Here is a 20,340-nt window from a genome sequence, read left to right as displayed (position 1 = left end):
CGTGAGAAACCTCTGAGGACGCGGCAACCCTTTCCTCACCGGTGGCGACCAGGAAGCGCGAAGATCCTCTCCCCACGCAAGGAACATGGGCATGACTGCACGAGCTGAACAGCGCGTCCGCCACCGCCGCCGGGTCACCAAGCGGCGGGCGGTGATCGCCGGAACCGCTGCCTTCGGCCTCACCGGTGCGGCGATCGTCACCACGACGATGCTGTCCACCGCGGGTGCCGCGTCGTCCTGGCCCGAGGACACCGGCAGCAAGCCCGTCTCGTCGACGATCCCCGTCAAGGGGACGTACGACGGCGGGATGAAGAAGTTCTACGGCACCGGCGCCCTGGGCGGCGACAGCCAGGACGAGGGCCAGGACCCGGTCTTCGAGCTGGCGGACGGCGCCACGCTGAAGAACGTCGTCATCGGCACCCCGGCCGCCGACGGCGTCCACTGCAAGGGCTCCTGCACCCTGCAGAACGTGTGGTGGCTGGACGTCGGCGAGGACGCCGCCAGCTTCAAGGGCACCTCGGCCTCGGCGGTCTACAAGGTGTACGGCGGCGGCGCGAGGAACGCCGACGACAAGGTGCTCCAGTTCAACGGCGCGGGCAAGCTCGTCGTCTCGAAGTTCCGGGTCGAGAACTTCGGCAAGCTGGTCCGCTCCTGCGGCAACTGCGGCAAGCAGTACCAGCGCACCATCATCATCAACGACGTGGACATCACCGCGCCCGGCCAGTCGATCGTCGGCGTCAACCAGAACTACGGCGACACGGCGGCCCTGCGGAACATCCGCGTGCACGGTGACGGCAAGAAGAAGATCGAGACCTGCGTCCGCTTCGAGGGCAACGACACCGGCAAGGAGCCCGAGAAGCTCTCCCCGGTCGGCCCGTACGGCAAGACGTGCGACTTCACCGCCTCGGACATCGCCTACGAGTGACCGCCGGGGCCCATCCCTGATCCGCCGGCCCGCCCCCCGGGCCGGTGCGCGCCGTCCGAGCCCCCACTCGGCCGGCCGTCGAACGCCCCCGCCGGTGACGACCGGCGGGGGCGTTCCCTTCCCGGGGCCCGGCCCGGCCCGGAACTTCCGCCCCCTGCCGTCCCGTTGACGTCCCGACTCCCACCGGTGACACTCCAAGGGCACACCATCCAACAGAACCCCTCAGACTCCCACAGGAAGTGTCATGCGCCGCCACACCGCCCGTCGCACGCTTCTGGTCCCCTTCCTCGCCCTCCTCCTCGCCCTGCTCGCCGCCCCGCCGGGCGCCGCCCACCCGGGAGGCCCGCCCGCGAGCCCCGCCGGGTCCCCCACGTACGCGGGATACCTCTTCGCCTACTTCACCGGCGAGGGCACCGCCGACGGCGAACAGATCCGCTACGCCCTCAGCCGCGGCAACGACGCCCTGCACTGGCGCGAGCTGAACGCCGGGAAGCCGGTGCTGACGTCCACCATCGGCGAGAAGGGGCTGCGCGACCCGTTCGTGATCCGCTCGCCCGAGGGCGACAGGTTCTACATGATCGCCACCGACCTGCGGATGTACCGGAACAGCAGCGGCAGCTGGGACGAGGTCCAGCGGCACGGCAGCAAGTCGATCATGGTGTGGGAGTCCACCGACCTGGTCCACTGGACCGACCAGCGCCTCGCGAAGGTGTCCCCGGACAACGCGGGCAACACCTGGGCTCCGGAGGCCTACTGGGACGACGAGCTGGACGCGTACGTCGTCTTCTGGGCGTCCAAGCTCTACGCCGACGACGACCCGGACCACACCGGTTCGACGTACAACAAGATGCTGTACGCGACCACCGAGGACTTCCGCACCTTCAGCGAGCCGAAGATCTGGAACGACCCGGGCTACTCGGTCATCGACTCGACGGTCGTCGAGCACGACGACACGTACTACCGCTACACCAAGGACGAGCGCGACCCGTCCTCCGGCTCGCCCTGCTCGAAGTTCATCACCGGCGAGAAGTCGACGTCCCTGACCGACACCTCGTACGACTTCGTCTCGGACTGCATCGGGCGCGGCGCGATGGACCGCGGCGAGGGGCCGACGGTCTTCAAGTCCAACACCGAGGAGAAGTGGTACCTGTTCGTCGACGAGTACGGCGGTCGGGGATACCTCCCCTTCGAGACCACCGACCTCGACTCGGGCGAGTGGACGCCGTCGGCCGACCACCAGCTGCCCGCGAGCCCGCGGCACGGCACGGTGATCCCGGTGACGCAGGCGGAGTACGACCGGCTGTTGCGCGCCTACCCGGCCGGTCCCGCGTCGGTCGTGGACGGCCGGTGACAGCAGATCGGCGTCGCGGTGGCCGACTCCAGCCATCGGAAGGCCTCGTCCTGCATGCGCCGCGGGAAGGCGTGGCCGACGTCCGGCCAGGTCTCGGTGCGCAGCCGGTCGGCGGCGCCCCGGGAGTGCCAGACGGCGCGCAGCCTGTCGTAGGCGGTGCGCACGCCCTCGGCGGTGAACAGGTGGTCCCGCTCACCGCCGAGGAACAGCATCGGCCTGGGCGCGGCGATGCTCGCCACGTCGGGGAGGTCGAGGTACCGGGCGAGTCCGGGGTGCAGCATGTGGAACGCCGACTGCCCGCGCAGGGCGTTGTTCCCGGGCACCATCATCTCCTTCAGCCCGGTCATCCAGCACACGCTCACCGCGGCGGCGACGGAGTCGCTGAGGGCGGCGGTCTGCCAGGCGCGGTAGCCGCCCATGGAGAAGCCGACGGTCGCGATCCGCCGGGCGTCCACGCGGTCGAGGGAGGCCAGGAAGCCGGCGGCGCGCTCGTCCTCGCGGGCCAGGAGCCCGGCGAGGGAACTGCCGAGGTGGAAGAGGCTGCCCGCCAGGGCCTGTTGCCGGGTGTAGGTGAGCGGTTCCCGGTCGCCCCAGCCCAGGGCGTCCGCACAGAGCACCACGTACCCGCGCCCGGCCAGTTCGTCACCGAGGAAGCGCCCGCCGAAGTGCCGGTCCGCCCAGTCCTCGGCGGCGGCGAGCCGGGAGTCGTCGTACCAGGGCCGGACCAGTTTCTCCTTGCCGATGTCGAAGCGGGAGCCGTGGTCGTGCAGGAGCAGGACGGCCGGGAAGGGCCCGGTGCCGTGCGGGGTGAGCAGGGCGCCGCGGACCCGTCCGTAGCGGGTGAGGGAGAGGGTGACCAGTTCCCGCGTGTATCCGTCGCCGTCCGAGCGGGCGGTGAACTCCGGGGCGTACGGCGTGTCGTCCTGCCGGTCGACGAGGAGGTGTTCCTCGACCGTCGCACGGGCCGCCCGCCGCCACGCCTCGAAGTCCCGTTCCGGTGAGGTGCCCCAGGCCAGCGGGAAGGTCAGTTCGTCCTTGAGCGCCGGATGGAAGCCGGGCAGCACACCGGAGGCGTCGTCGGACGGGTCACCTCCGGCGGTCATACGGCCGCCAGTCGCCGAGGTACGCCTCCCGGGTGTGCGACGCGGCCTCGGCGCGGGTGAGCCGGGGCCGGTTCTCCGGGACGGTGACCGCGGCGCCGGGGCCGGTGTTGCGGTACTCCCGGAACCGCTGCTCCTGCCAGGGGTGCGCGTCCCGCATGTTGGCGTAGGGGGCGACCGCGTCGATGCCCGCGCCGAGGTGGGTCTCGCGCACGGTGAGCATCGGGCGGGCGGTGGTGTCGGAGCTGGGCACCCAGGGGCGGGCCAGTTTGTAGTAGCCGTCGGGGGCCTCGCTGCTGACGCGGCCGCGCGTGACGAGGTAGCCGCGCGGGTTGGCGCCCGCCGTGGACGGCGCGAACACGAAGCCGTGGGGGGCGCCGGTCAGGTCGGTGCGGACCAGGGTGCGGAAGTGGCAGCCCTCGTACACGGCCGTCGCCCGGCCGAAGACGAAGTCGACGTCGCCCTCGGCGTAGCAGTGGGCGTAGTACTGGCGGGCGAAGAGCCCGAGGTCGCGGGTGTCGGCGTAGAGGGTGTCCTGGTGGCCGAGGAAGCGGCAGTGGTGGAACGCCGAGCGGTCGCCCTGGACCTTGATGGCGACGGCCTGGGTGCCGGTGAAGCCCGGGTGGTCGGCGCGCAGCCAGTCGTTGGCGAAGGTGATCCGGCGGGCGGTGAAGCCGTCGGCCCGCACGGTGGTGGTGGCGGAGCCGCTGGTGCCGTAGGTGCCGGAGCCGTCGGGTTTCGGGGTGCCGGCCGCGTTGTCGAAGACGATGACGGTGTCGCGCGGGTCCTCGGAGGCGCCGAGCCAGGTCGCCTCGGTGCGGTCGGCGTCGACGGAGACCGTCTCGCGGTAGGTGCCGGGGGCGAGGACCAGCGTCCAGCCGGGGCCCTCGGCGGCGGTCACGGCGGCCTGGACGGAGGTGAAGTCGCCGCGGCCGTGCGGGTCCACGTAGAGGGTCTTCGGGGTGCGGCGGGCGGCCGGTGAGCCGTACCGGCCGAAGGGGCGCGGGCGTGGCCGGGTGCCGGCGACGGCGGGGCCGGCCGCGAGGCCGAGGGCGGCGCCCGCGCCGGCGGTGGTCAGGAGGAAGCCTCTGCGGGACGGGGCGGGTCGGTGCATGCCGGTGCTCCTTCGGGTGCGCGTACGTGGCGGGGTGCGGGAGGGCCGGGGCGGTGCGGGCGCCCCGGCCCTCGGTACTGGGGCGTCAGCGCAGGCGGCCGGCGCCCGCGCCGTGGTCGACGACGAGGGGGACCGCCCAGGCCGGGAGGACCTTGGTGCGCAGGGTGGGCGTCCAGCCCGCGCCGGACCGCAGCGGCGTGTCCGGGTTCTCCGCGTTGTGCGCGGCGATCAGGTCGGCGGAGCGGCCGTTGACGCGGTTGTGCGCGGCGGTGAGCGGCGAGTCGTTCCACCGCTTCAGCACCTTGGCGGGGCTGACGCCGTCCGGCAGGGTGAAGGCGTTGTGCTCGGCGACGAGCTGGGACTCCTTGCCGACACCGAAGCTGTAGGCGTAGTCGTCGCGCGCCACGAAGTGGTTGTTGTAGACGTCGACCTGCCCGAAGCGCACCCGGGGCGCGCGCTCGACGAGGTCCTTGAAGAGGTTGTGGTGGAAGGTCGTCTTCAGGTGCCCGCGGTCGCCGGCTGCGGTGGACTCGCTGTCGCTGTTGCCGATCAGGATCGTCTTGTCGTGCTCGGTGAAGACGTTCCAGGAGGCGGTGACGTAGTCGGCGCCGCGCACGATGTCGAGCTGGCCGTCGTGCTGCTGGTACAGCATGCCGAAGTAGGTGGGCGCCGCGCTGTCGGGGTGCTCGCCGTCGGTGAAGGTGTTGTGGTCCAGCCACACGTGCGTCGAGCCGTACACGACGGCGCTGTCGTACTCGGAGTTCCAGTTGCCCTTGTCGCCGTCGGTGGGGTCCCACTGCGGGAAGCAGTCGACGGGGCTCTCGAAGGTCAGGTTGCGGACGATGACGTTGTCGACGCCCTTGATCTGGAGACTGGCGCCCTTGATACCGGCGTTCCGCCCGACGCCGATGATGGTGGTGTCGGCGGGGACGTTCGCCTTGATCGCCCGGTCCTGCTGGGCGGCGGAGGCACGGCGGAGTCCCTCGGGGCTGGCGTCGGGCTCGGCGCTCAGGTCGGTCTCCAGGCCCCAGTTCTCCGGGGAGTACTTCTCCAGGTAGGCGCCGAAGTCGTAGCCGGGCGCGGCGAAGGCGTCGCAGCCCTCGGAGACGGCGTCGATCGTGCCCTTCACCTTGATGATCCTGGGAGCGCTGCCGCCGGCGGCGAGGGCCGCCTTGAACTCGGCCCAGGTGGAGACGGTGTACACGTGCTCCGCGTCGGCGGCGGCCCCGCCGGTGGTGCCGGTGCCGTGGGAGGCCCAGCCGTCGTTGGCCGGCAGGGTCTGCCGGGCGGTGTCGCGGGGGTGGTGGCCGGGGCGGGCCTGCGCGGTGGCGGCGGTCAGGGTCAGTACGAGGGCGGTGCAGCCGACCAGCGCGGCGGCTCTTCGCGTGGCATGCCCATGCCATCCGGGTGTGTTCATGGTGCGGCTCTCCCTTTTCCGTGGTTCGGGGTGTGCTACGTGCTACGCGGTGGCCGACGCCGGCCAGTCGATCCAGGACTCGGGGATCTCCTCGTCCAGCCGGCGCACGTCCCGGCGCGCCAGGACCCGCGCGCGCGGCAGCTCCCGCGCGACGAGCCGGGCGACCGCGATCGCGCCGGGCGGGTTGAAGTGGGTGTTGTCCTGCTCGGTGGCGGTCCAGTTGAAGTACGCCTTGGTCCCCTCCACGCCGAGCCGCTGCCACAGCGCGAGCGACAGCGCCTGTACGTCGAGCAGCGCCACGCCCTCCTGTCGCGCGAGCGCCCGCATCGCCGCCGGGTACTCCCCGTGGCTGGGCCGCGCGTCGCCCGCCGCGTCGAACCGCCGCCGCTCGACGGGCGTGGCCAGCACCGGCCGCGCCCCGCGGGCCCGGGCGCCGTCGACGTACAGCCGCAGGTGGTCCTGGTACGTCGTCCAGGGCTCGGTGTAGCGGGCGGGGTCCTCCTTCTTCTCGTCGTTGTGCGCGAACTGGACGAGCAGCAGGTCGCCGGGCCGGATCGCGTCCAGGACGGCGTCCAGCCGCCCCTCGTCGACGAAGCTCTTGGAACTGCGCCCGTTCACGGCGTGGTTGGCGACGCCGAGTCCCTTGCGGAGGAAGAAGGGCAGCGCCATCCCCCACCCGGTCTCGGGCGCGGCGTCGGCGTACTTCTGCGCGGCGGTGGAGTCGCCGGCGATGTGGAGGGTGCGGGGGCGGTGTCCGGCGGCCTCGGCGGTGCCGGTGGCGGCGAACGCCAGGGGCAGAGCGGCGACGGCGGACGCGGTGACTTGTCTTCGGGTGAGTGACACGCCGGAGTGCCTTTCGAGAGGGGAGGAGTGACAGTTCCCCGCCGGGGACGGCCCGCGGCCCGCGAGCCACGGACCGTCCCACGGCGGGACCCGGGACCGGCTAGCCCATCTGCTCGTTCCACTCGGCCTGCGCCTCGTTGAGCTGCTCGGCCATCGTGTCCAGGAACGCCTTCGCGCTCATCTTCCCGAGCAGCACCTTCTGGAGGTTCGGCTCGTTGTCGGCCTTGGAGATCGTGTTCCAGTCCGGCAGGTAGTACGGCAGCTGGACGATGGTCGTGGAGCCGTCGTTCAGCGCCTCGGCCGCCAGCTTCGTCGGTTCCGCCTTCTGGATCCACGCGTCCTTCGCGGCCTCCGTGTGCGACGGCACCTGCCCCGCCGACTCGTTGAACTTCGAGTTCTGCTCGGGCGAGGTGGCGAACTCGATGAACTTCCAGGCGGCCTCCTTGTTCTTGGAGCTCTTGAAGACGCCGAGCCCGTCGACCGGGTTGGAGACCTGGACCCGCTTGCCGGAGGCACCGACCGGCTGCGGAATGCCGCGGAACTTGTCGACGCCGAGCGCCTTCACGTGGTCCTGGTAGGAGCCCAGGTTGTGGTTCAGCATGCCGATCGTGCCGGAGTCCCACTGGGCGACCATCTTGGCGAAGTCGTTGTTGACGTCGGCGGCCGGCGTGGCCTTCTTGTAGAGGGCCGCGTACTTCTCCAGCGCCTCGACGTTCTTCGGGTCGTTGACGGTGGTCTTCTTCTTGCCGGCGTCCCAGAACGAGGTGATGCCGGACTGCCCGTACATCGCGTCGAGCGCCTGCGCGATGGAGCCGGAGCCGCCGCGGATGGTGTACCCGAACTCGTTCTTGTCCTCGTCGGTCAGCTTCTCGGCGGCCTCGTAGAACTTGTCCCACGTCGTCGGCGCGTCCAGACCGGCCTTCTCGAACAGGTCGGTGCGGTAGTACAGGACACCGTTGTTCGCGGAGGTCGGCACCGAGAACAGCGTGCCGTCGCCGCCGCCGGCGGCCTTCAGGGACTCGACCATGTCCTTGTTGAGCTTGCCGCCGAGGGAGGACTTGGCGAGCCGGTCGTCCAGTGGCTCCAGGGCGTTCTGCGCCGAGAACCCGGCGAGCATCGCCGCGCCGACACCGCCGACGTCCGGCAGGCCGCCGCCCTGGATGGCGGTGTCCACCTTGGACTGGTACTCGGTGGCGGCGATCCCGACGTACTCCACGTCGATGTCCGGGTTCGCCTTCTCGAAGTCGGCGATGATCTCCTTCCAGACGGCCGTACGGATACCGCCGTTGTTGTCCCAGAAGACGATCTTTCCCTTGCCGCTGCCCTCGGCGCCCTTGTCGCCGCCCGCTCCGCTGCCGTCGTCACCGCAGGCGGTGGCGGTCAGCGCGAGCACGGCCCCCAGGGCTACGGCGGCGGAGGTCCGGCGCCCGCCTGTCCTTCTGCTGCTGCGATTGCTGGTCTTCATTGATCGGCTCTCTTCTTCTGGATCCGACGGAGCGGTGAACGGAGTGTGGGGGAGTCAGTGGGCACCGAGCTGCTTCTGCGGCCCGGAGAAGCGCTCGACCAGGGCCGGGACGGCGGCCGCCGGGTCGAGCCGGTAGTCGTAGAAGTCGCGCGGTTCGAAGGCGTCGCCCCACGCGTCGTGCCGGCCGGTCGTGCCCTTCAGGACCGAGCCGCGCTGCACCAGTTCCGCGGTGGCGTCCGCCTGGTAGGGGTGCTGGACCCCGTCGTAGTAGCTGTTCTCGATGACCATCCGCGTCGCGCCGCGCGCCCAGTTCCCGTACGTCCACAGCGGGTCGCCGTCGGCCACCTGGGCGGAGAGGTGGTTGTTGTACAGGTGCGCGTAGGCGCAGTTGTCGGCGGACGGATTGCGCTGTTTCGTGCCGGCGAACCAGTTGTGATCGATGGTGATCTGGGTGCGGACGTTGTCGGTCCAGCCGATGCCGAGCGCCTTGTTGTGGTTCTCGAACCGGTTGTAGGAGACGGTGATGTACTCGCTGTCCTTGCGGATGTCGAGCAGTCCGTCGCCCATGCGCGTGAGGCGGTTGTGGTCGATCCAGACGTGGTGGACGGAGTCCATCTGGATCGCGTCGAAGTCGGTGGTCTTGCCGTCCCAGTCGCCCTCGACGTAGCTGTCGCGGATGGTGAGATTGCGGATGATCACGTTGTGCGTGCCGGGGTTCAGGTGCAGCTCGCCGTGGACGATCTCGCCCGTGTCGCCGACGCCGATGATCGTCTTGTCGGAGCCGACCACGATGTCCGAGCCGAAGGGCGCGACGGCGATCGAGCCCGCCACCCGGATGACGTACGGCTCCTCGGCCGCCGCGTACTTCGCCAGCGCGGCCTGGTCGGTGACGGTGACGACCTCGCCGCCCGCGCCGCCGGTCGTGCCGCCGGCGAGGGAGGCGAAGCCGTGCGCCCTGTCGGCGAGGCGGGGTGAGCCCGTCTCGTGGGCCGGGGCGGCCTGTGCCTCGCCGGCCGTCCCGAGGGCCAGTGCGGCGACCAGACCGAGGACGGCGGCCAGGGTCCTGCCGGTTCCCGGCAAGCGCTTGCTACGGAGGTGCGTCATTGCGGCTCCCAACAGGCGTACGGGTGATGTGGGTCAGCGGGCTTCGATCCGGAACTGCGTGAAGGTGGCCGCGCCGGCGTCTCCCTGGCCGGTGGGCGCGAGCGCGAACAGGCCGAGCAGGGCGCCGACCCAGCGCCACGGGGTGGCGGCGAAGACCTGGCCGGTGGGGCGCGGCCCGTCGCCGAGGTCGTAGGAGAAGCGGCAGCGTCCGCCGGGGCCGGCCTCGATCCGCAGCCGTGCCCGGCCCTCGGGCGCGGGGCGGGGGTGGTCGGCGTCCCGGTCGGCCTCCGCCACCGACTCGGCGAACCGGTGCACCAGGTGCACGCTCCCGTCCGCGCCCCGCTGGAGCCCGATCCAGCGGTAGGCGTCGCCGAGCACCGCGAGCCCGGCCCGCGCGCCCGGCTCCTCGCTGCCCAGGCGCAGCTCCACCTCGATCACCGCGGGGTCGCCGGGCAGCCGCTGCGTGAGCACGTTCGGCACTTTGCGCAGGTCGTGCGCGTCGGCCGAGCGGACGCACGCCAGCCGCAGCCCGTCCCCGGAGTGCTGGGTGGCCCAGCCGTCACGGGGGTTGGCCGTCCACGACCACTGGCGGCCGAACCGTCCGCCGGGGAAGTCGTCGTCGGTCGCGGGCGCGGCGGGCGGCTGCGGTGGCAGCGCGGGGCGTGTGTGCTCGGTGACCGGGGCGCCGTCGTCGCCCAGGACCGGCCAGCCGTCCGTGCCCCACCTCATCGGCTGGAGGTGGACCACCCGGCCGTAGGCGCCGCGCTGCTGGAAGTGCAGGAACCAGTCCTCGCCGGTCCCGGTGCGGACCCAGCCGCCCTGGTGGGGGCCGTTGACGTCGGTGTCCTTCTGCTCCAGGACGACCTTCTCCTCGTACGGGCCGAAGAAGCCGCGGGAGCGGAAGGCGCCCTGCCAGCCGGTCTCCACTCCCCCGGCGGGGGCCAGTATCCAGAACCAGCCGTCGTGCTTGTAGAGCTTGGGGCCCTCCAGGGTGAACCAGCCGGGAAGGCGGTCGGCGTCGACGATCACCTTGCCCTCGTCGAGGACTCCGGTGCCGTCGGGGTGCATACGGTGGCCGGTGAGGCGGTTCTTGATCCCGGAGCGGGATTTGGCCCAGGCGTGCACGAGGTAGGCCTCGCCGGTCTCGTCGTCCCACAGGGGGCAGGCGTCGATCAGGCCCTGGCCGGCCTTGACCAGGTGGGGCGCGGTCCACGGGCCCCGGATGTCGGGCGCGTTGACCTGGAAGATGCCGTGGTCGGGGTCGCCCCAGAAGATCCAGAAGCGGTTGGCGTGGTGGCGCAGGGACGGGGCCCAGACGCCGCAGTCGTGACGGGGCGTCGCGAACGCCTCCGCAGGCTCCAGGCGGGTCAGGGCGTGCCCCACCAGGGTCCAGCCGACCAGGTCGCGGGAGTGCAGGAGCGGCAGGCCGGGGACGCGGCCGAAGCTGGACGCGGTCAGGTAGAAGTCGTCGCCGACGCGGAGGACGTCGGGGTCGGACCAGTCGGCGTTCAGGACGGGGTTGGTGTACGTCACCGGGGTCTCGGGGGTGGTCTCGGAGGTCACGGGGACGGTCTCGGGGGTCACGGGAGTGGTCTCGGGGGTCACGGGCTCACCGCCTTTCGTACGAGGGTGGCGGCGCCGTCGGCAGCGAGCCGGCCGTCGGCGACGACGGTGACGATCCGGCGGACGACGGTGTCGCCGGGGGCGACCGTCAGCCGTTCGTCGTAGGCGAGGGAGGAGCCGACGCCCGGGTACTCCTCGGTGCGCACGAACCACGGGTCGCGCCGGGTCTGCTCCGTGGCCCCGGCGAACACCAGCGACCAGGTGTCGCCGGTCAGGGCGAGCCAGTCGGCGCGGGTCCCGTGGATCTCCCGCTCGCCCTCGCGGTCGGCGGTGAACACCCTGGGGGCCGCGCTCTCCTTGCGGGCGCGCCAGAAGAAGCCGCCGTAGGCGGCGCCGGGGCGCCCGTTGGTGGCGGGGCTGCCGATGGTGAGCGGGTCCGGGGTGACGTTGGTGAGGGAGAACGTGAAGTCCAGCGCCCAGGCCGTGGCGGCGAGGCCGGTGGCGGTGAGTTCGGTGGCCGCGACGGTGCGGCGCTCGCGCAGCAGCTCGGTGCCGGCGGCGACCCAGCGCAGCTCCTCGACGAGGCCGTCGGGGTCGCGGAGCTGGAAGGCGATGTGCCGCTGGGCGCCGTGGTTGTCCAGCTCGGTCGGCCCCTGGTCGCGGACGTAGGTGCGCCCGCCCCAGAAGTTGTGCCCCTCGACGTCGGGAACGGCGACACCGACGCCGAGGTGATGGAGGTGGTCGGCAGGGCTGAACTCGGTGACAGCGGTGCCGGCCAGGGTGGTGACGGGGTGCAGGTAGGGGCGCGGGGAGAGCCGGGGCGGCAGTTCGGGCCGGGTGACGTACCGGGCGACGGGGCGGCCCGCCACCCGCAGCACCGGGGCGTCGTTGCCGGTCATCGGGTACTCACCTCGTATCGCGGGTGCTCCGTGCGCGGCGCCCAGGGCGCGCCCAGTTCGGAGTAGAGGGAGAGGGTGTCGGCGGCGGCGGCCACGAAGGAGTCGACGCCGGGGACCACGCGACGGCTCTCGCCGGGGACGCGGCGCCAGGCGGCGTCGGGCAGCGGCTCCGGGTCGGGGGCCAGGCGGATCGCCTCCACGACCCGCATGAAGGCGCCCGTCTCGTCGGGCGGGACCAGCAGTGCGGCGCCGGTGGTGAGGTGTTCGACCAGGTTCTCCAGCAGGTCGGTGCGGCCGTGGTGGTACTCCTCGGGGCCGTGGCCGCCGCGCTGGAGCAGGACGCGGTCCTGCTTGTACCAGAAGGTGATGCGGCCGCTGCTGCCGTGCACCAGGACGTACGGCTCGTCGGGCCGCTCCGCGCACAGGGTCGCGGCGACGGTGACGCGATGGCCTTGCGCGGTGGTGACGCGTACGCAGGAGGTGTCGTCGGCCTCGATGTCGTTGGCGTGCGCCAGCTCTGTCTCGATGCCGGTGACGTCCTCGGCGCGGGTGGAGCCGCCGAGCGCGAGGGCGGTGGCGACGGCGTGTGCGAGGGGGTTGGTCAGCGCCCCGTCGATCACGTCGGCGCCGTCCAGCCGCCGCCGCCCCGACCAGGGCGCCCGGCGGAAGTAGGCCTCGTCGCGCACCCACGCCCCGGCCCCGCCGATGCCCACCACCTCGCCGACGACCCCCTGGGCGATCAGCTCGCGGACGGCCGGCACGGCGTGCGAGCCCAGCGACTGGAACCCGACCTGGCAGGCGACGCCGGCCTCGGCGACCCCGTCGGCCATCCGGCGGAACTCGGCGTACGAGGGTGCCGGGGGCTTCTCGAGGAGCAGGTGCACGCCTTTGCGGGCGGCGGTCAGCGCGAGGTCGGTGTGGGTGGGGATCGGCGTGCAGATCACGGCGACCCGGGCGCCGGTGGAGTCGAGCAGGGCGCCGAAGTCGGCGGACTGCTCGGGGAGTTCTCCGCCGGCCTCCTCCTTGGACAGCGGGGTCAGCTCGCAGATGCCGGCCAGCCGGACCAGTCCGGCCCGCTCCAGGCGGCGGATGTTGGCGATGTGCCAGCGGCCGTGGCCGCGGGCGCCGGCGAGGACGACGGGAACCGGACTCATCCCTTCACCGCCCCCGCGCTGAAGCCGGTGATCAGCCACTTCTGGATGAAGGCGAACACCAGCACCACGGGCACGGCCGCGATGATGCCGCCGGCGGCGAGCGCGCCGAGGTCGACGCTGTCCGCGCTCATCAGGGTGTTGAGGCCGACCGGGATGGTCTGCTTGTCCTGGTTGTTGAGGAACATCAGGGCGAACAGGAAGTGGTTCCAGGAGTGCACGAAGGCGAAGGAGCCGACGGCGATCAGGCCCGGCCGCAGCAGCGGGAGGACGACGACCAGGAAGGCCCGCATCCGGCCGCAGCCGTCGACCCAGGCGGCCTCCTCCAGGGAGTAGGGCACGTTCTTGATGAAGTTGCTGATCAGGATCATCGACAGCGGCAGCTGGAAGACCGTCTCGGCGATGATGACGCTGCCCAGCGAGTTGATCATCTGGAGTTCGGCGAAGATCTCGAAGAGCGGGACCAGCAACAGCGCGCCGGGCACGAACTGGGAGCAGAGCAGGGCGAGCATGAAGGCCCGCTTGATCTTGAAGTCGAACCGGGCGAGGGCGTAGCCGCCGGCCAGGGCGACGAGCGTGGTCATCACCAGGGTCGCGAGCCCGACGTACACGCTGTTCTCGAAGAAGGTGCCGAAGCTCCGGTCGGTCCACACCTTCTCGAAGTGTTCGAAGGTCATCGGCCAGGGCACGAGCGAGGTGGAGCCGGCCGGGCGCAGCGCGAAGAGCAGGATCCAGTAGAACGGGATCAGGGTGAAGACCAGGTAGATGCCGAGCGGGAGATAGATCTGCCAGCGGGGGACCTCGTCCCAGGCGGGGCGGCGCTTCTTCGCCTGCCGCGGCGGCTCGTGGTCGGCCCGCGCGGGCGCGGGGGCGGGCGCGGTGGCCTCCTTGGTGATCACTTGTTCTCGCCTCCGAACTTGCTCAGCCGCAGATAGACGATCGAGCAGAAGAGCAGGATCACGAACGCGACCGTGGTGAGGGCCGACGCGTAACCGAAGTCGTGGGCGTCGACGCTGGTGTTGGCGATGTACAGCGGCAGTGTGGTGGTCACTCCCGCCGGTCCGCCGCCGGTCAGGGTGTAGAGCAGGTCGACGTTGTTGAACTCCCACACCGCGCGCAGCAGCGTGGACAGGATGATGGCGTCCTTCAGGTGCGGCAGTGTGATGTGCCAGAACTGCTTGATCCGGCTCGCCCCGTCGACCTCGGCGGCCTCGTACAGGTCCTTCGAGACGGACTGGAGGTCGGCGAGGATGAGGATCGCGAAGAAGGGGACGCCGCGCCACAGGTCGGCGACGACCGCCGCGGAGAACACGGTCGAGGTGTCCGACAGCCAGCTGGTGCCGTAGTCGCCGATGCCCATGTCGGCGAGGTAACGGGTGATGCCGGTCTGGGAGTTGTAGAGCAGCACCCAGATCGCGGAGGTCAGCACTCCGGAGACGGCCCACGGGGAGAAGACCAGGGCGCGCCCGATGCCCCGGCCCACGAAGGTCTGGTTGACGATGAGCGCCAGGGCCAGACCGAAGAGCAGTTGGAGTCCGACCTCGACGAAGACCCACTTGGCGCTGAAGACGAGGGTGTCCCAGAACATCGGGTCGTCGGTGAAGATCTTGACGAAGTTGTCGAAGCCCGCGAAGCCGTTCCGCCACGGCTTGGTGGGGTTGTACTCCTGCAGGCTGTAGTAGAAGACGCTGATGACCGGGTAGGCGATGAAGCCCAGCATCAGCAGGGCGGCCGGTGCGATCAGCAGGTACGGGAGCCTGCGCGGTGTGGCGGAGGCACGGCGCCGCCGGGGTGGCGCGGGCGGTTTCGCCACGGCTGCGGCTTGGGCCATGACAGTTCTCCGTTCTGGTACGTCGTGCTCGGGTCGTGCGGGAAGCGCTTTCTCCACGGGCAGGGGTGTGCGCGGTTCTGGCGTGCGGTTCAGCCGGCGTACGGGTCCTGCACCCTGCCCGGGCGGGCCAGGAACTCGAAGTCGCAGCCGGTGTCGGCCTGGGTGATCTGTTCGTTGTAGAGCGCGCCGTAGCCCCGCTCGTAGCGGGCGGGCGGTGGTGTCCACGCGGCCCTGCGGCGCTCCAGCTCCTCGTCCTCCACGTGGAGCCGCAGAGAGCGGGCCGCGACGTCGAGGGTGATCGGGTCGCCGGTGCGCACCAGCGCCAGCGGACCGCCGACGTACGACTCGGGGGCCACGTGCAGGACGCACGCGCCGTAGCTGGTGCCGCTCATCCGGGCGTCGGAGATCCGGACCATGTCCCGCACGCCCTGCTTGAGCAGGTGGTCGGGGATGGGCAGCATCCCGTACTCGGGCATGCCGGGTCCGCCCTTGGGTCCGGCGCCCCGCAGCACCAGCACGCTGTCGGCGGTGATGCCCAGGGAGGGGTCGTTGATGGTGCGCTGCATGGTCCGGTAGTCGTCGAAGACGACCGCGGGGCCGGTGTGCTTGAGCAGGTGCGGCTCGGCGGCGATGTGCTTGATGACGGCGCCGTCCGGGCAGAGGTTGCCGCGCAGGACGGCGACCCCGCCCTCGGCCGCGACGGGGTTGTCGCGGGGGCGGATCACGTCGTCGTGGTGGACGCGGGCGCCTGCGAGCTGTTCGCGCATCGTGTCGTGCGCGACGGTGGGCCGGTCCAGGTGGAGCAGGTCCGGGATGCGGGAGAGGAAGCCGGGCAGGCCGCCGGCGAAGTGGAAGTCCTCCATCAGGTACGTCTGTCCGCCGGGGCGGACGTTGGCCAGCACCGGCACGGTGCGGGCGATGCGGTCGAAGTCGTCGAGGGTGAGGGTGACTCCCGCGCGGCCCGCCATGGCGATCAGGTGGATCACGGCGTTGGTGGAGCCGCCGAGGCCGAGGACCGTGGTGACGGCGTCCTCGAAGGCGTCGGCCGTGAGGATGTCGCTCAGCTTGCGGTCCCGGTGGACGAGTTCGACGATGCGCAGTCCGGCCGCCGCCGCCATCCGGTCGTGTCCGGAGTCGACGGCCGGGATGCTGGAGGCGCCCGGGACCGTGACGCCGAGGGCCTCGGCGGCGGCGGTCAGCGTGGACGCCGTACCCATCGTCATGCAGTGGCCGGGCGAGCGGGCCAGGCCGCTCTCCAGCTCCTGCATCTCGCAGTCGCCGATGAGGCCGGCCCGCTTGTCGTCCCAGTACTTCCACATGTCGGTGCCGGAGCCGAGGGTCTCGCCGCGCCAGTGGCCGGGGAGCATGGGCCCGGCGGGCACGAAGACGGCGGGCAGGTCGACGCTGGCGGCGCCCATGAGCAGCGCGGGCGTGGACTTGTCGCAGCCGCCCATCAGTACGGCGCCGTCGACCGGGTAGGAGCGCAGCAGCTCCTCGGTCTCCATGGCGAGCAGGTTGCGGTAGAGCATCGGGGTCGGCTTCTGGAAGGTCTCGCTGAGCGTGGAGACCGGGAATTCGAGGGGGAAGCCGCCCGCCTGCCAGACGCCCCGCTTGACCGCCTGGGCGCGGTCGCGCAGGTGCACGTGGCAGGGGTTGATGTCGGACCAGGTGTTGAGGATCGCGATGACCGGCTTGCCGAGGTGCTCCTCGGGGAGGTAGCCGAGCTGGCGGGTGCGGGCGCGGTGGCTGAAGGAGCGCAGGCCGTCCGTGCCGTACCACTGGTGGCTGCGGAGATCCTCGGGGCGCTTGCGGCCGGTCTCGTCCGGTATGCCTGTCATATCGACCACCCCGCGGCGATGGCGGCGACCTCGGCGCGCTCGCTCTCGGGCAGCGGCTTGCTCGGCGGGCGGACCTCCCTGCGGCACAGGCCGAGGGAGGCGAGGGCCTCCTTGACCACGGTGACGTTGTTGGCGGAGCCGTTGGCGGCGCGCAGTTCCTCGAAGCGGCGGATCTGCTCCCAGACCTTCATCGCCGTCGCGTAGTCGCCGGATCGAAGCGCTTCGATCATGTTCAGCGAGACGGCCGGGGCGACGTTCACCAGACCCGAGGTGAAGCCGGTGGCGCCCGCGGAGAAGTACGAGGGCGCGTACGGCTCGGCCAGCCCCGCGACCCACACGAAGCGGTCGAGGCCGGCGTCGCGGGCGAAGGCGGCGAACCTGGCGGCGTCCGGGACGGCGTACTTCACGCCGATGACGTTGGGGCAGGCGTCGGCGAGTTCGGCGAGGCGGGCGCCGGTGAGCTGGGGGTTGCGGATGTAGGGGACGACGCCCAGCGCGGGCACGGCCTCGGCGATGGCGCGGTGGTAGTCGACCCAGCCGCCCTGGGAGACGTAGGGGTGGACGGGCTGGTGGACCATCACCATCGAGGCGCCCAGGTCGCGGGCGTGCCGGGCGGAGGCGACCGCGGTCGGCACGTCGTGGCCGACGCCGACCAGGATCTCCGCGCGGTCGCCGGCCTCCTCGATCGTCAGCTCGGTGACGAGGCGGCGCTCGGCCGGGGTGAGGGCGTAGAACTCGCCGGTGTTGCCGTTCGGGGTGAGGGTCGTGATGCCACCGTCGAGGAGACGACGCAGCAGGGCCCGGTAGGTGGCGGGGTCGACGGTGCCGTCCTCGGCGAACGGGGTCACCGGGATCGCCACCACGTCGGCCAGGGCCGTCCGCTGGGTCTCGAACGTCGCTGTCATGCCTGACCGTCCTCTTCCTGGGCCGCCGTCCCCGCCTCGGGGAAGGCCCGCTCGACGAACGACGCGATGTGCGCGTGCAGGGCGCGGGCGGCACCGTCCGCGTCACCGGCGAGGGCGAGGCGCAGGATCTCCTGGTGCTCGCCGGCCTCCCGTTCCCAGGAGGGATCGGCGGCCCAGGCGACGGCGGAGACGAGGGCCGCCTGGTCGCGGACCTCGTCGAGCATCCGGCCGAGCAGCGGGTTGCCGCACGGCACGTACAGGGCGCGGTGGAACTCCCGGTTGGCGAGGGACCGTTCGGCCGTGTCCGTGGCCTGGTCGGCCTGGGTCAGCGCATCGCGGGCGGCGTCCAGGGAGGCCCCTCGGCGCACGGCGCGCCTGAGGGCCTCGGGCTCCAGGAGCAGCCGGACGTCGTAGACCTCGCGCGCCATGTCCGCGTCCACCATGCGCACGGTGACGCCCTTGTACTGGCTCATCACGACCAGTCCGGTGCCGGCCAGCGTCTTGAGCGCCTCGCGCACCGGTGTCTTGGACACCCCGAACTGTGCGGCGAGGTCGGTCTCGACCAGGGCCTGGCCGGGCGTCAGCCGGCCGGTGAGGATGCGGCGTTTGATCTCCTCCAGCACGTACTGCGTGCGGGAGGGGATCGGCGTGGGCACAGAGGTCATGCGCGCCTCTCGGAATCTCGCGTCGGATGCGCGGGCCGGATGTCGCGTGCCGGATCCGGTGGGATCGCTCGCGTATCTGATCTCGCGTATCGCGTCTCATATATGACGTACGGAGTACGACGCGTTGAAGGTAAGAGGGGCGCGCGGCCACGTCAATGCTTCTGACAGAGGAAGTTGAGTTTGCGGTGCTGCACCTAGGCGGGGCGCGTCCAGCCCGGGTCGCGTCCGCTCAGTCCCACCGCCCGGTCCAGCAGCGGGGCGTCGTCGGGGACGGGGACGACCGGGCCGAACATGCCGGTGTCCCGGTCGGGCTCCTCGGCGGACGCGGCGAGCAGGCCGTACGCCACCTGGAGAGCGGCCGGGTCGGGCTCGTACTCCTGGCCGGTCGCGCGGGCCAGGTCCCAGCCGTGGATCACCAGCTCGTCGGCCACCACGGCACCGGCCACCTCGCCCGGCAGGTCGACGCCGCCGGCCCGGGTCATGCCGGTCCAGGCCCGCGGTGCGCGCCACGCCTCGGCAAGCTCACCGAGCGCCTTCGGCAGCTCCTCCCGCCAGCCGGGCCCGATGTCCGGCACGGTCGACTCGGGGCTGGTGTCGGTGGTGGCGCCCAGGTCCTTGCGCGCGGCGTCGCGGAAGGCGATGGCCAGGCCGGTCAGATGGCCGAGCAGGTTGCGGACCGCCATGTCCGGGCAGGGTGTCGGGTCCGCGAGCCGCGCGTCGCCCACGCCTTCGGCGAGGCGTGCCAGGACCCTGGCCTGCGGGCCGAGGTCGAGGGTGGTGGTGTCGTGGGTCATCGGTCGCTCCTCGGGACGCCTGGCCTGCTCTGTCGGAAGGTAGACCGATCACGCCCGCGAAACTCATCGGCCGCCGGGCCCGCTTCCAGGGCATCTGCCCGATGCCGGCCCGCCCGTCTTAGCTCCACGATGACCAGGCATGACGCCAAGGACCCCACATACGAGGAAGACGGCGCGCGGCGCCTGGCCGGTGGCCCGCGTCCTGCGCGACCGCGACGCGGGCCTGTATCTCGCCGGGGCGGTGGTGTCCGGCTTCGGCACCTCGGCGCTGTGGCTGGCCTCCGGCGTCTGGGTGAAGGACCTCACCGGCTCGGACGGGCTCGCGGCGCTGTGCATGCTCGCGATGTGGGCGCCGACACTGGCGGGCCCGGCGCTGGGCACGCTCGCCGACCGCGTCCGCCGCAAGCCGCTGCTGATCGCCACGAACCTGCTGTCGGCGGGCCTCCTGCTCGCCCTCTTCGCGGTGGACTCGCCGGACACGCTGTGGCTGCTGTTCGCGGTGCTGTTCGTGTACGGCGCGGCGGGCGTCGTCCACGACGCGGCCGAGTCGGCGCTGGTCGCCGCCGTCATCGACCCTCGCCTGCTCGGCGACTTCAACGGGCTGCGCATGACCGCGGGCGAGGGCATGAAGCTGGTGGCGCCGCCGGCGGGGGCGGGCGTCTACGCGGCGTACGGCGGCGCGAGTGTTGCGGCGCTGGACGCGGCGACGTTCGCGCTGGCCACGGGGTTGTACGCCGCCCTGCGGGTACGCGAGGCACCACCGCGGCGGCCTGCGGTGAACTGGCGGCGGCAGACGGCCGAGGGCGCCCGGTACCTGTGGGGGCACCCGCGCCTGCGCCCGCTCGTCGTCGCGGGCGGCGTCATGATGCTGTGCGCGGGCGTCTGCGGGCCCACGCTGTACGCCGTGGTCGACGCCCTGGGCCACTCCCCCGCGTACGCCGGTGTGCTGTACGCCCTCCAGGGCGCCGGCTCGGTGGCGGTAGGCCTGCTGGCCGGGCCCGCCCTGCGGCGACTGGGCGGGCGGCGGTTCGCTGCGGCCGGGGTCGCGCTGCTGGCGGTGGCGGTGGCGGCGCGGGCCGTTCCCCACGACGCGGTGGCCCTGGTCTCCAGCGCGGCGGCCGGAGCGGGGATGCCCGCGGTGCTGATCGCCGCCCTGACCGCCGTCCAGCACGAGACGCCGGGGGCGCTGCTGGGCCGGGTCACGGCGACGGCCAACTCCCTGATCTTCATACCGAACGTGCTCGGGCTGGCCGTCGGCGCGGCCCTGGTGGAACTGGCCGACCTCCGACTGCTGCTGCCCGCCCTGGGGGCCGTACTGCTGGCGACGGCGGTACCGCTCGCCCGACGACCGGCGTGACCTCACCTCGCCTGGGCA

16 protein-coding genes and 2 pseudogenes are annotated in these 20,340 nt (G+C 72.0%); 3 read left to right on the top strand and 15 right to left on the bottom strand.

Translation table 11 applies throughout. The annotated features are described in order from the left end of the window. Window positions 1-91: 91 nt before the first annotated feature. Both RI578_RS30035 and RI578_RS30030 read left to right on the top strand, forming a co-directional pair. Entirely contained in the window at window positions 92-925 is an 834-nt protein-coding gene (locus RI578_RS30035) for a pectate lyase (RefSeq protein WP_310873996.1), read from the top strand. Window positions 926-1,169: 244 nt separating this feature from the next. Continuing rightward, window positions 1,170-2,267: pseudogene (locus RI578_RS30030) on the top strand (glycoside hydrolase family 43 protein); the annotation flags it as partial. On the opposite strand, the gene RI578_RS30025 reads toward RI578_RS30030, so the two are convergent. From RI578_RS30025 to RI578_RS29955, 15 genes and pseudogenes are all read right to left on the bottom strand, one after another. Next, window positions 2,237-3,379, bottom strand: coding sequence for a dienelactone hydrolase family protein (locus tag RI578_RS30025; RefSeq protein ID WP_310873995.1), 1,143 nt, complete (start codon window positions 3,377-3,379; stop codon window positions 2,237-2,239). The pseudogene RI578_RS30030 and the gene RI578_RS30025 sit on opposite strands and share 31 nt — an antisense overlap. Further along, on the bottom strand, window positions 3,363-4,490 hold the full coding sequence (locus tag RI578_RS30020; RefSeq protein ID WP_310873994.1) for a pectinesterase family protein: 1,128 nt from the start codon (window positions 4,488-4,490) through the stop codon (window positions 3,363-3,365). The genes RI578_RS30025 and RI578_RS30020 overlap by 17 nt, the downstream gene beginning before the upstream one ends. Before the next feature lie 85 nt (window positions 4,491-4,575). Continuing rightward, window positions 4,576-5,907 carry a polysaccharide lyase family 1 protein gene (locus tag RI578_RS30015; protein ID WP_310873993.1) on the bottom strand — a complete coding sequence of 444 codons (1,332 nt, stop codon included), beginning with the start codon at window positions 5,905-5,907 and terminating at the stop codon, window positions 4,576-4,578. 42 nt (window positions 5,908-5,949) lie between these two features. Beyond that, the gene (locus RI578_RS30010) at window positions 5,950-6,750 is read right to left on the bottom strand and encodes a rhamnogalacturonan acetylesterase (RefSeq protein ID WP_310873992.1); all 801 of its coding nucleotides are present in this window, start codon (window positions 6,748-6,750) and stop codon (window positions 5,950-5,952) included. Window positions 6,751-6,850: 100 nt separating this feature from the next. After that, complete coding sequence (locus RI578_RS30005; protein ID WP_310873991.1) at window positions 6,851-8,215, bottom strand: sugar ABC transporter substrate-binding protein; 1,365 nt, start codon at window positions 8,213-8,215, stop codon at window positions 6,851-6,853. Window positions 8,216-8,278: 63 nt separating this feature from the next. Next, window positions 8,279-9,319: pseudogene (locus RI578_RS30000) on the bottom strand (polysaccharide lyase family 1 protein); the annotation flags it as partial. A gap of 33 nt (window positions 9,320-9,352) precedes the next feature. Further along, window positions 9,353-10,882, bottom strand: coding sequence for a family 43 glycosylhydrolase (locus RI578_RS29995; protein ID WP_399063215.1), 1,530 nt, complete (start codon window positions 10,880-10,882; stop codon window positions 9,353-9,355). A gap of 38 nt (window positions 10,883-10,920) precedes the next feature. Beyond that, complete coding sequence (locus tag RI578_RS29990) at window positions 10,921-11,781, bottom strand: PmoA family protein (RefSeq protein ID WP_310873990.1); 861 nt, start codon at window positions 11,779-11,781, stop codon at window positions 10,921-10,923. Next, entirely contained in the window at window positions 11,778-12,935 is a 1,158-nt protein-coding gene (locus RI578_RS29985) for a Gfo/Idh/MocA family oxidoreductase (protein WP_310873989.1), read from the bottom strand. Before RI578_RS29985 ends, RI578_RS29990 begins: the two co-directional genes overlap by 4 nt. Then, complete coding sequence (locus RI578_RS29980; protein ID WP_310873988.1) at window positions 12,932-13,831, bottom strand: carbohydrate ABC transporter permease; 900 nt, start codon at window positions 13,829-13,831, stop codon at window positions 12,932-12,934. The genes RI578_RS29985 and RI578_RS29980 overlap by 4 nt, the downstream gene beginning before the upstream one ends. Beyond that, a complete protein-coding gene (locus tag RI578_RS29975) occupies window positions 13,828-14,763 on the bottom strand; it encodes a sugar ABC transporter permease (protein ID WP_310873987.1) in 936 nt (311 codons plus the stop codon). Before RI578_RS29975 ends, RI578_RS29980 begins: the two co-directional genes overlap by 4 nt. A gap of 89 nt (window positions 14,764-14,852) precedes the next feature. Beyond that, window positions 14,853-16,601 carry an L-arabinonate dehydratase gene (gene araD / locus RI578_RS29970; protein WP_310873986.1) on the bottom strand — a complete coding sequence of 583 codons (1,749 nt, stop codon included), beginning with the start codon at window positions 16,599-16,601 and terminating at the stop codon, window positions 14,853-14,855. Further along, window positions 16,598-17,506 carry a dihydrodipicolinate synthase family protein gene (locus tag RI578_RS29965; protein ID WP_121746370.1) on the bottom strand — a complete coding sequence of 303 codons (909 nt, stop codon included), beginning with the start codon at window positions 17,504-17,506 and terminating at the stop codon, window positions 16,598-16,600. Before RI578_RS29965 ends, araD begins: the two co-directional genes overlap by 4 nt. Next, window positions 17,503-18,171 carry a GntR family transcriptional regulator gene (locus RI578_RS29960; RefSeq protein ID WP_310873985.1) on the bottom strand — a complete coding sequence of 223 codons (669 nt, stop codon included), beginning with the start codon at window positions 18,169-18,171 and terminating at the stop codon, window positions 17,503-17,505. Before RI578_RS29960 ends, RI578_RS29965 begins: the two co-directional genes overlap by 4 nt. 194 nt (window positions 18,172-18,365) lie before the next feature. Continuing rightward, window positions 18,366-18,965, bottom strand: coding sequence for a TIGR03086 family metal-binding protein (locus RI578_RS29955; protein WP_310873984.1), 600 nt, complete (start codon window positions 18,963-18,965; stop codon window positions 18,366-18,368). Between the two features lie 139 nt (window positions 18,966-19,104). Between RI578_RS29955 and RI578_RS29950 the strand changes: the two genes are divergently transcribed. Beyond that, the gene (locus RI578_RS29950) at window positions 19,105-20,322 is read left to right on the top strand and encodes an MFS transporter (protein ID WP_310873983.1); all 1,218 of its coding nucleotides are present in this window, start codon (window positions 19,105-19,107) and stop codon (window positions 20,320-20,322) included. The last annotated feature ends 18 nt before the right edge of the window (window positions 20,323-20,340 follow it).

It is taken from the genome of Streptomyces sp. BB1-1-1 (genome assembly GCF_031597775.1).
GTDB classification, from domain to species: domain Bacteria; phylum Actinomycetota; class Actinomycetes; order Streptomycetales; family Streptomycetaceae; genus Streptomyces; species Streptomyces thinghirensis.
Note: the sequence above shows the minus strand (reverse complement) of the source record. Positions and strands in the feature narration are given on the sequence as shown.

What these genes read in the sequence shown, in the direction of transcription:
- araD (WP_310873986.1), bottom strand. Translation starts at nt 16,601, where the DNA reads ATGACAGGCATACCGGACGAGACCGGCCGCAAGCGCCCCGAGGATCTC.
- RI578_RS29955 (WP_310873984.1), bottom strand. Translation starts at nt 18,965, where the DNA reads ATGACCCACGACACCACCACCCTCGACCTCGGCCCGCAGGCCAGGGTC.
- RI578_RS30005 (WP_310873991.1), bottom strand. Translation starts at nt 8,215, where the DNA reads ATGAAGACCAGCAATCGCAGCAGCAGAAGGACAGGCGGGCGCCGGACC.
- RI578_RS29950 (WP_310873983.1), top strand. Translation starts at nt 19,105, where the DNA reads ATGACGCCAAGGACCCCACATACGAGGAAGACGGCGCGCGGCGCCTGG.
- RI578_RS30035 (WP_310873996.1), top strand. Translation starts at nt 92, where the DNA reads ATGACTGCACGAGCTGAACAGCGCGTCCGCCACCGCCGCCGGGTCACC.
- RI578_RS30025 (WP_310873995.1), bottom strand. Translation starts at nt 3,379, where the DNA reads ATGACCGCCGGAGGTGACCCGTCCGACGACGCCTCCGGTGTGCTGCCC.
- RI578_RS30015 (WP_310873993.1), bottom strand. Translation starts at nt 5,907, where the DNA reads ATGAACACACCCGGATGGCATGGGCATGCCACGCGAAGAGCCGCCGCG.
- RI578_RS29990 (WP_310873990.1), bottom strand. Translation starts at nt 11,781, where the DNA reads ATGACCGGCAACGACGCCCCGGTGCTGCGGGTGGCGGGCCGCCCCGTC.
- RI578_RS29985 (WP_310873989.1), bottom strand. Translation starts at nt 12,935, where the DNA reads ATGAGTCCGGTTCCCGTCGTCCTCGCCGGCGCCCGCGGCCACGGCCGC.
- RI578_RS29960 (WP_310873985.1), bottom strand. Translation starts at nt 18,171, where the DNA reads ATGACCTCTGTGCCCACGCCGATCCCCTCCCGCACGCAGTACGTGCTG.
- RI578_RS29975 (WP_310873987.1), bottom strand. Translation starts at nt 14,763, where the DNA reads ATGGCCCAAGCCGCAGCCGTGGCGAAACCGCCCGCGCCACCCCGGCGG.
- RI578_RS30020 (WP_310873994.1), bottom strand. Translation starts at nt 4,490, where the DNA reads ATGCACCGACCCGCCCCGTCCCGCAGAGGCTTCCTCCTGACCACCGCC.
- RI578_RS29965 (WP_121746370.1), bottom strand. Translation starts at nt 17,506, where the DNA reads ATGACAGCGACGTTCGAGACCCAGCGGACGGCCCTGGCCGACGTGGTG.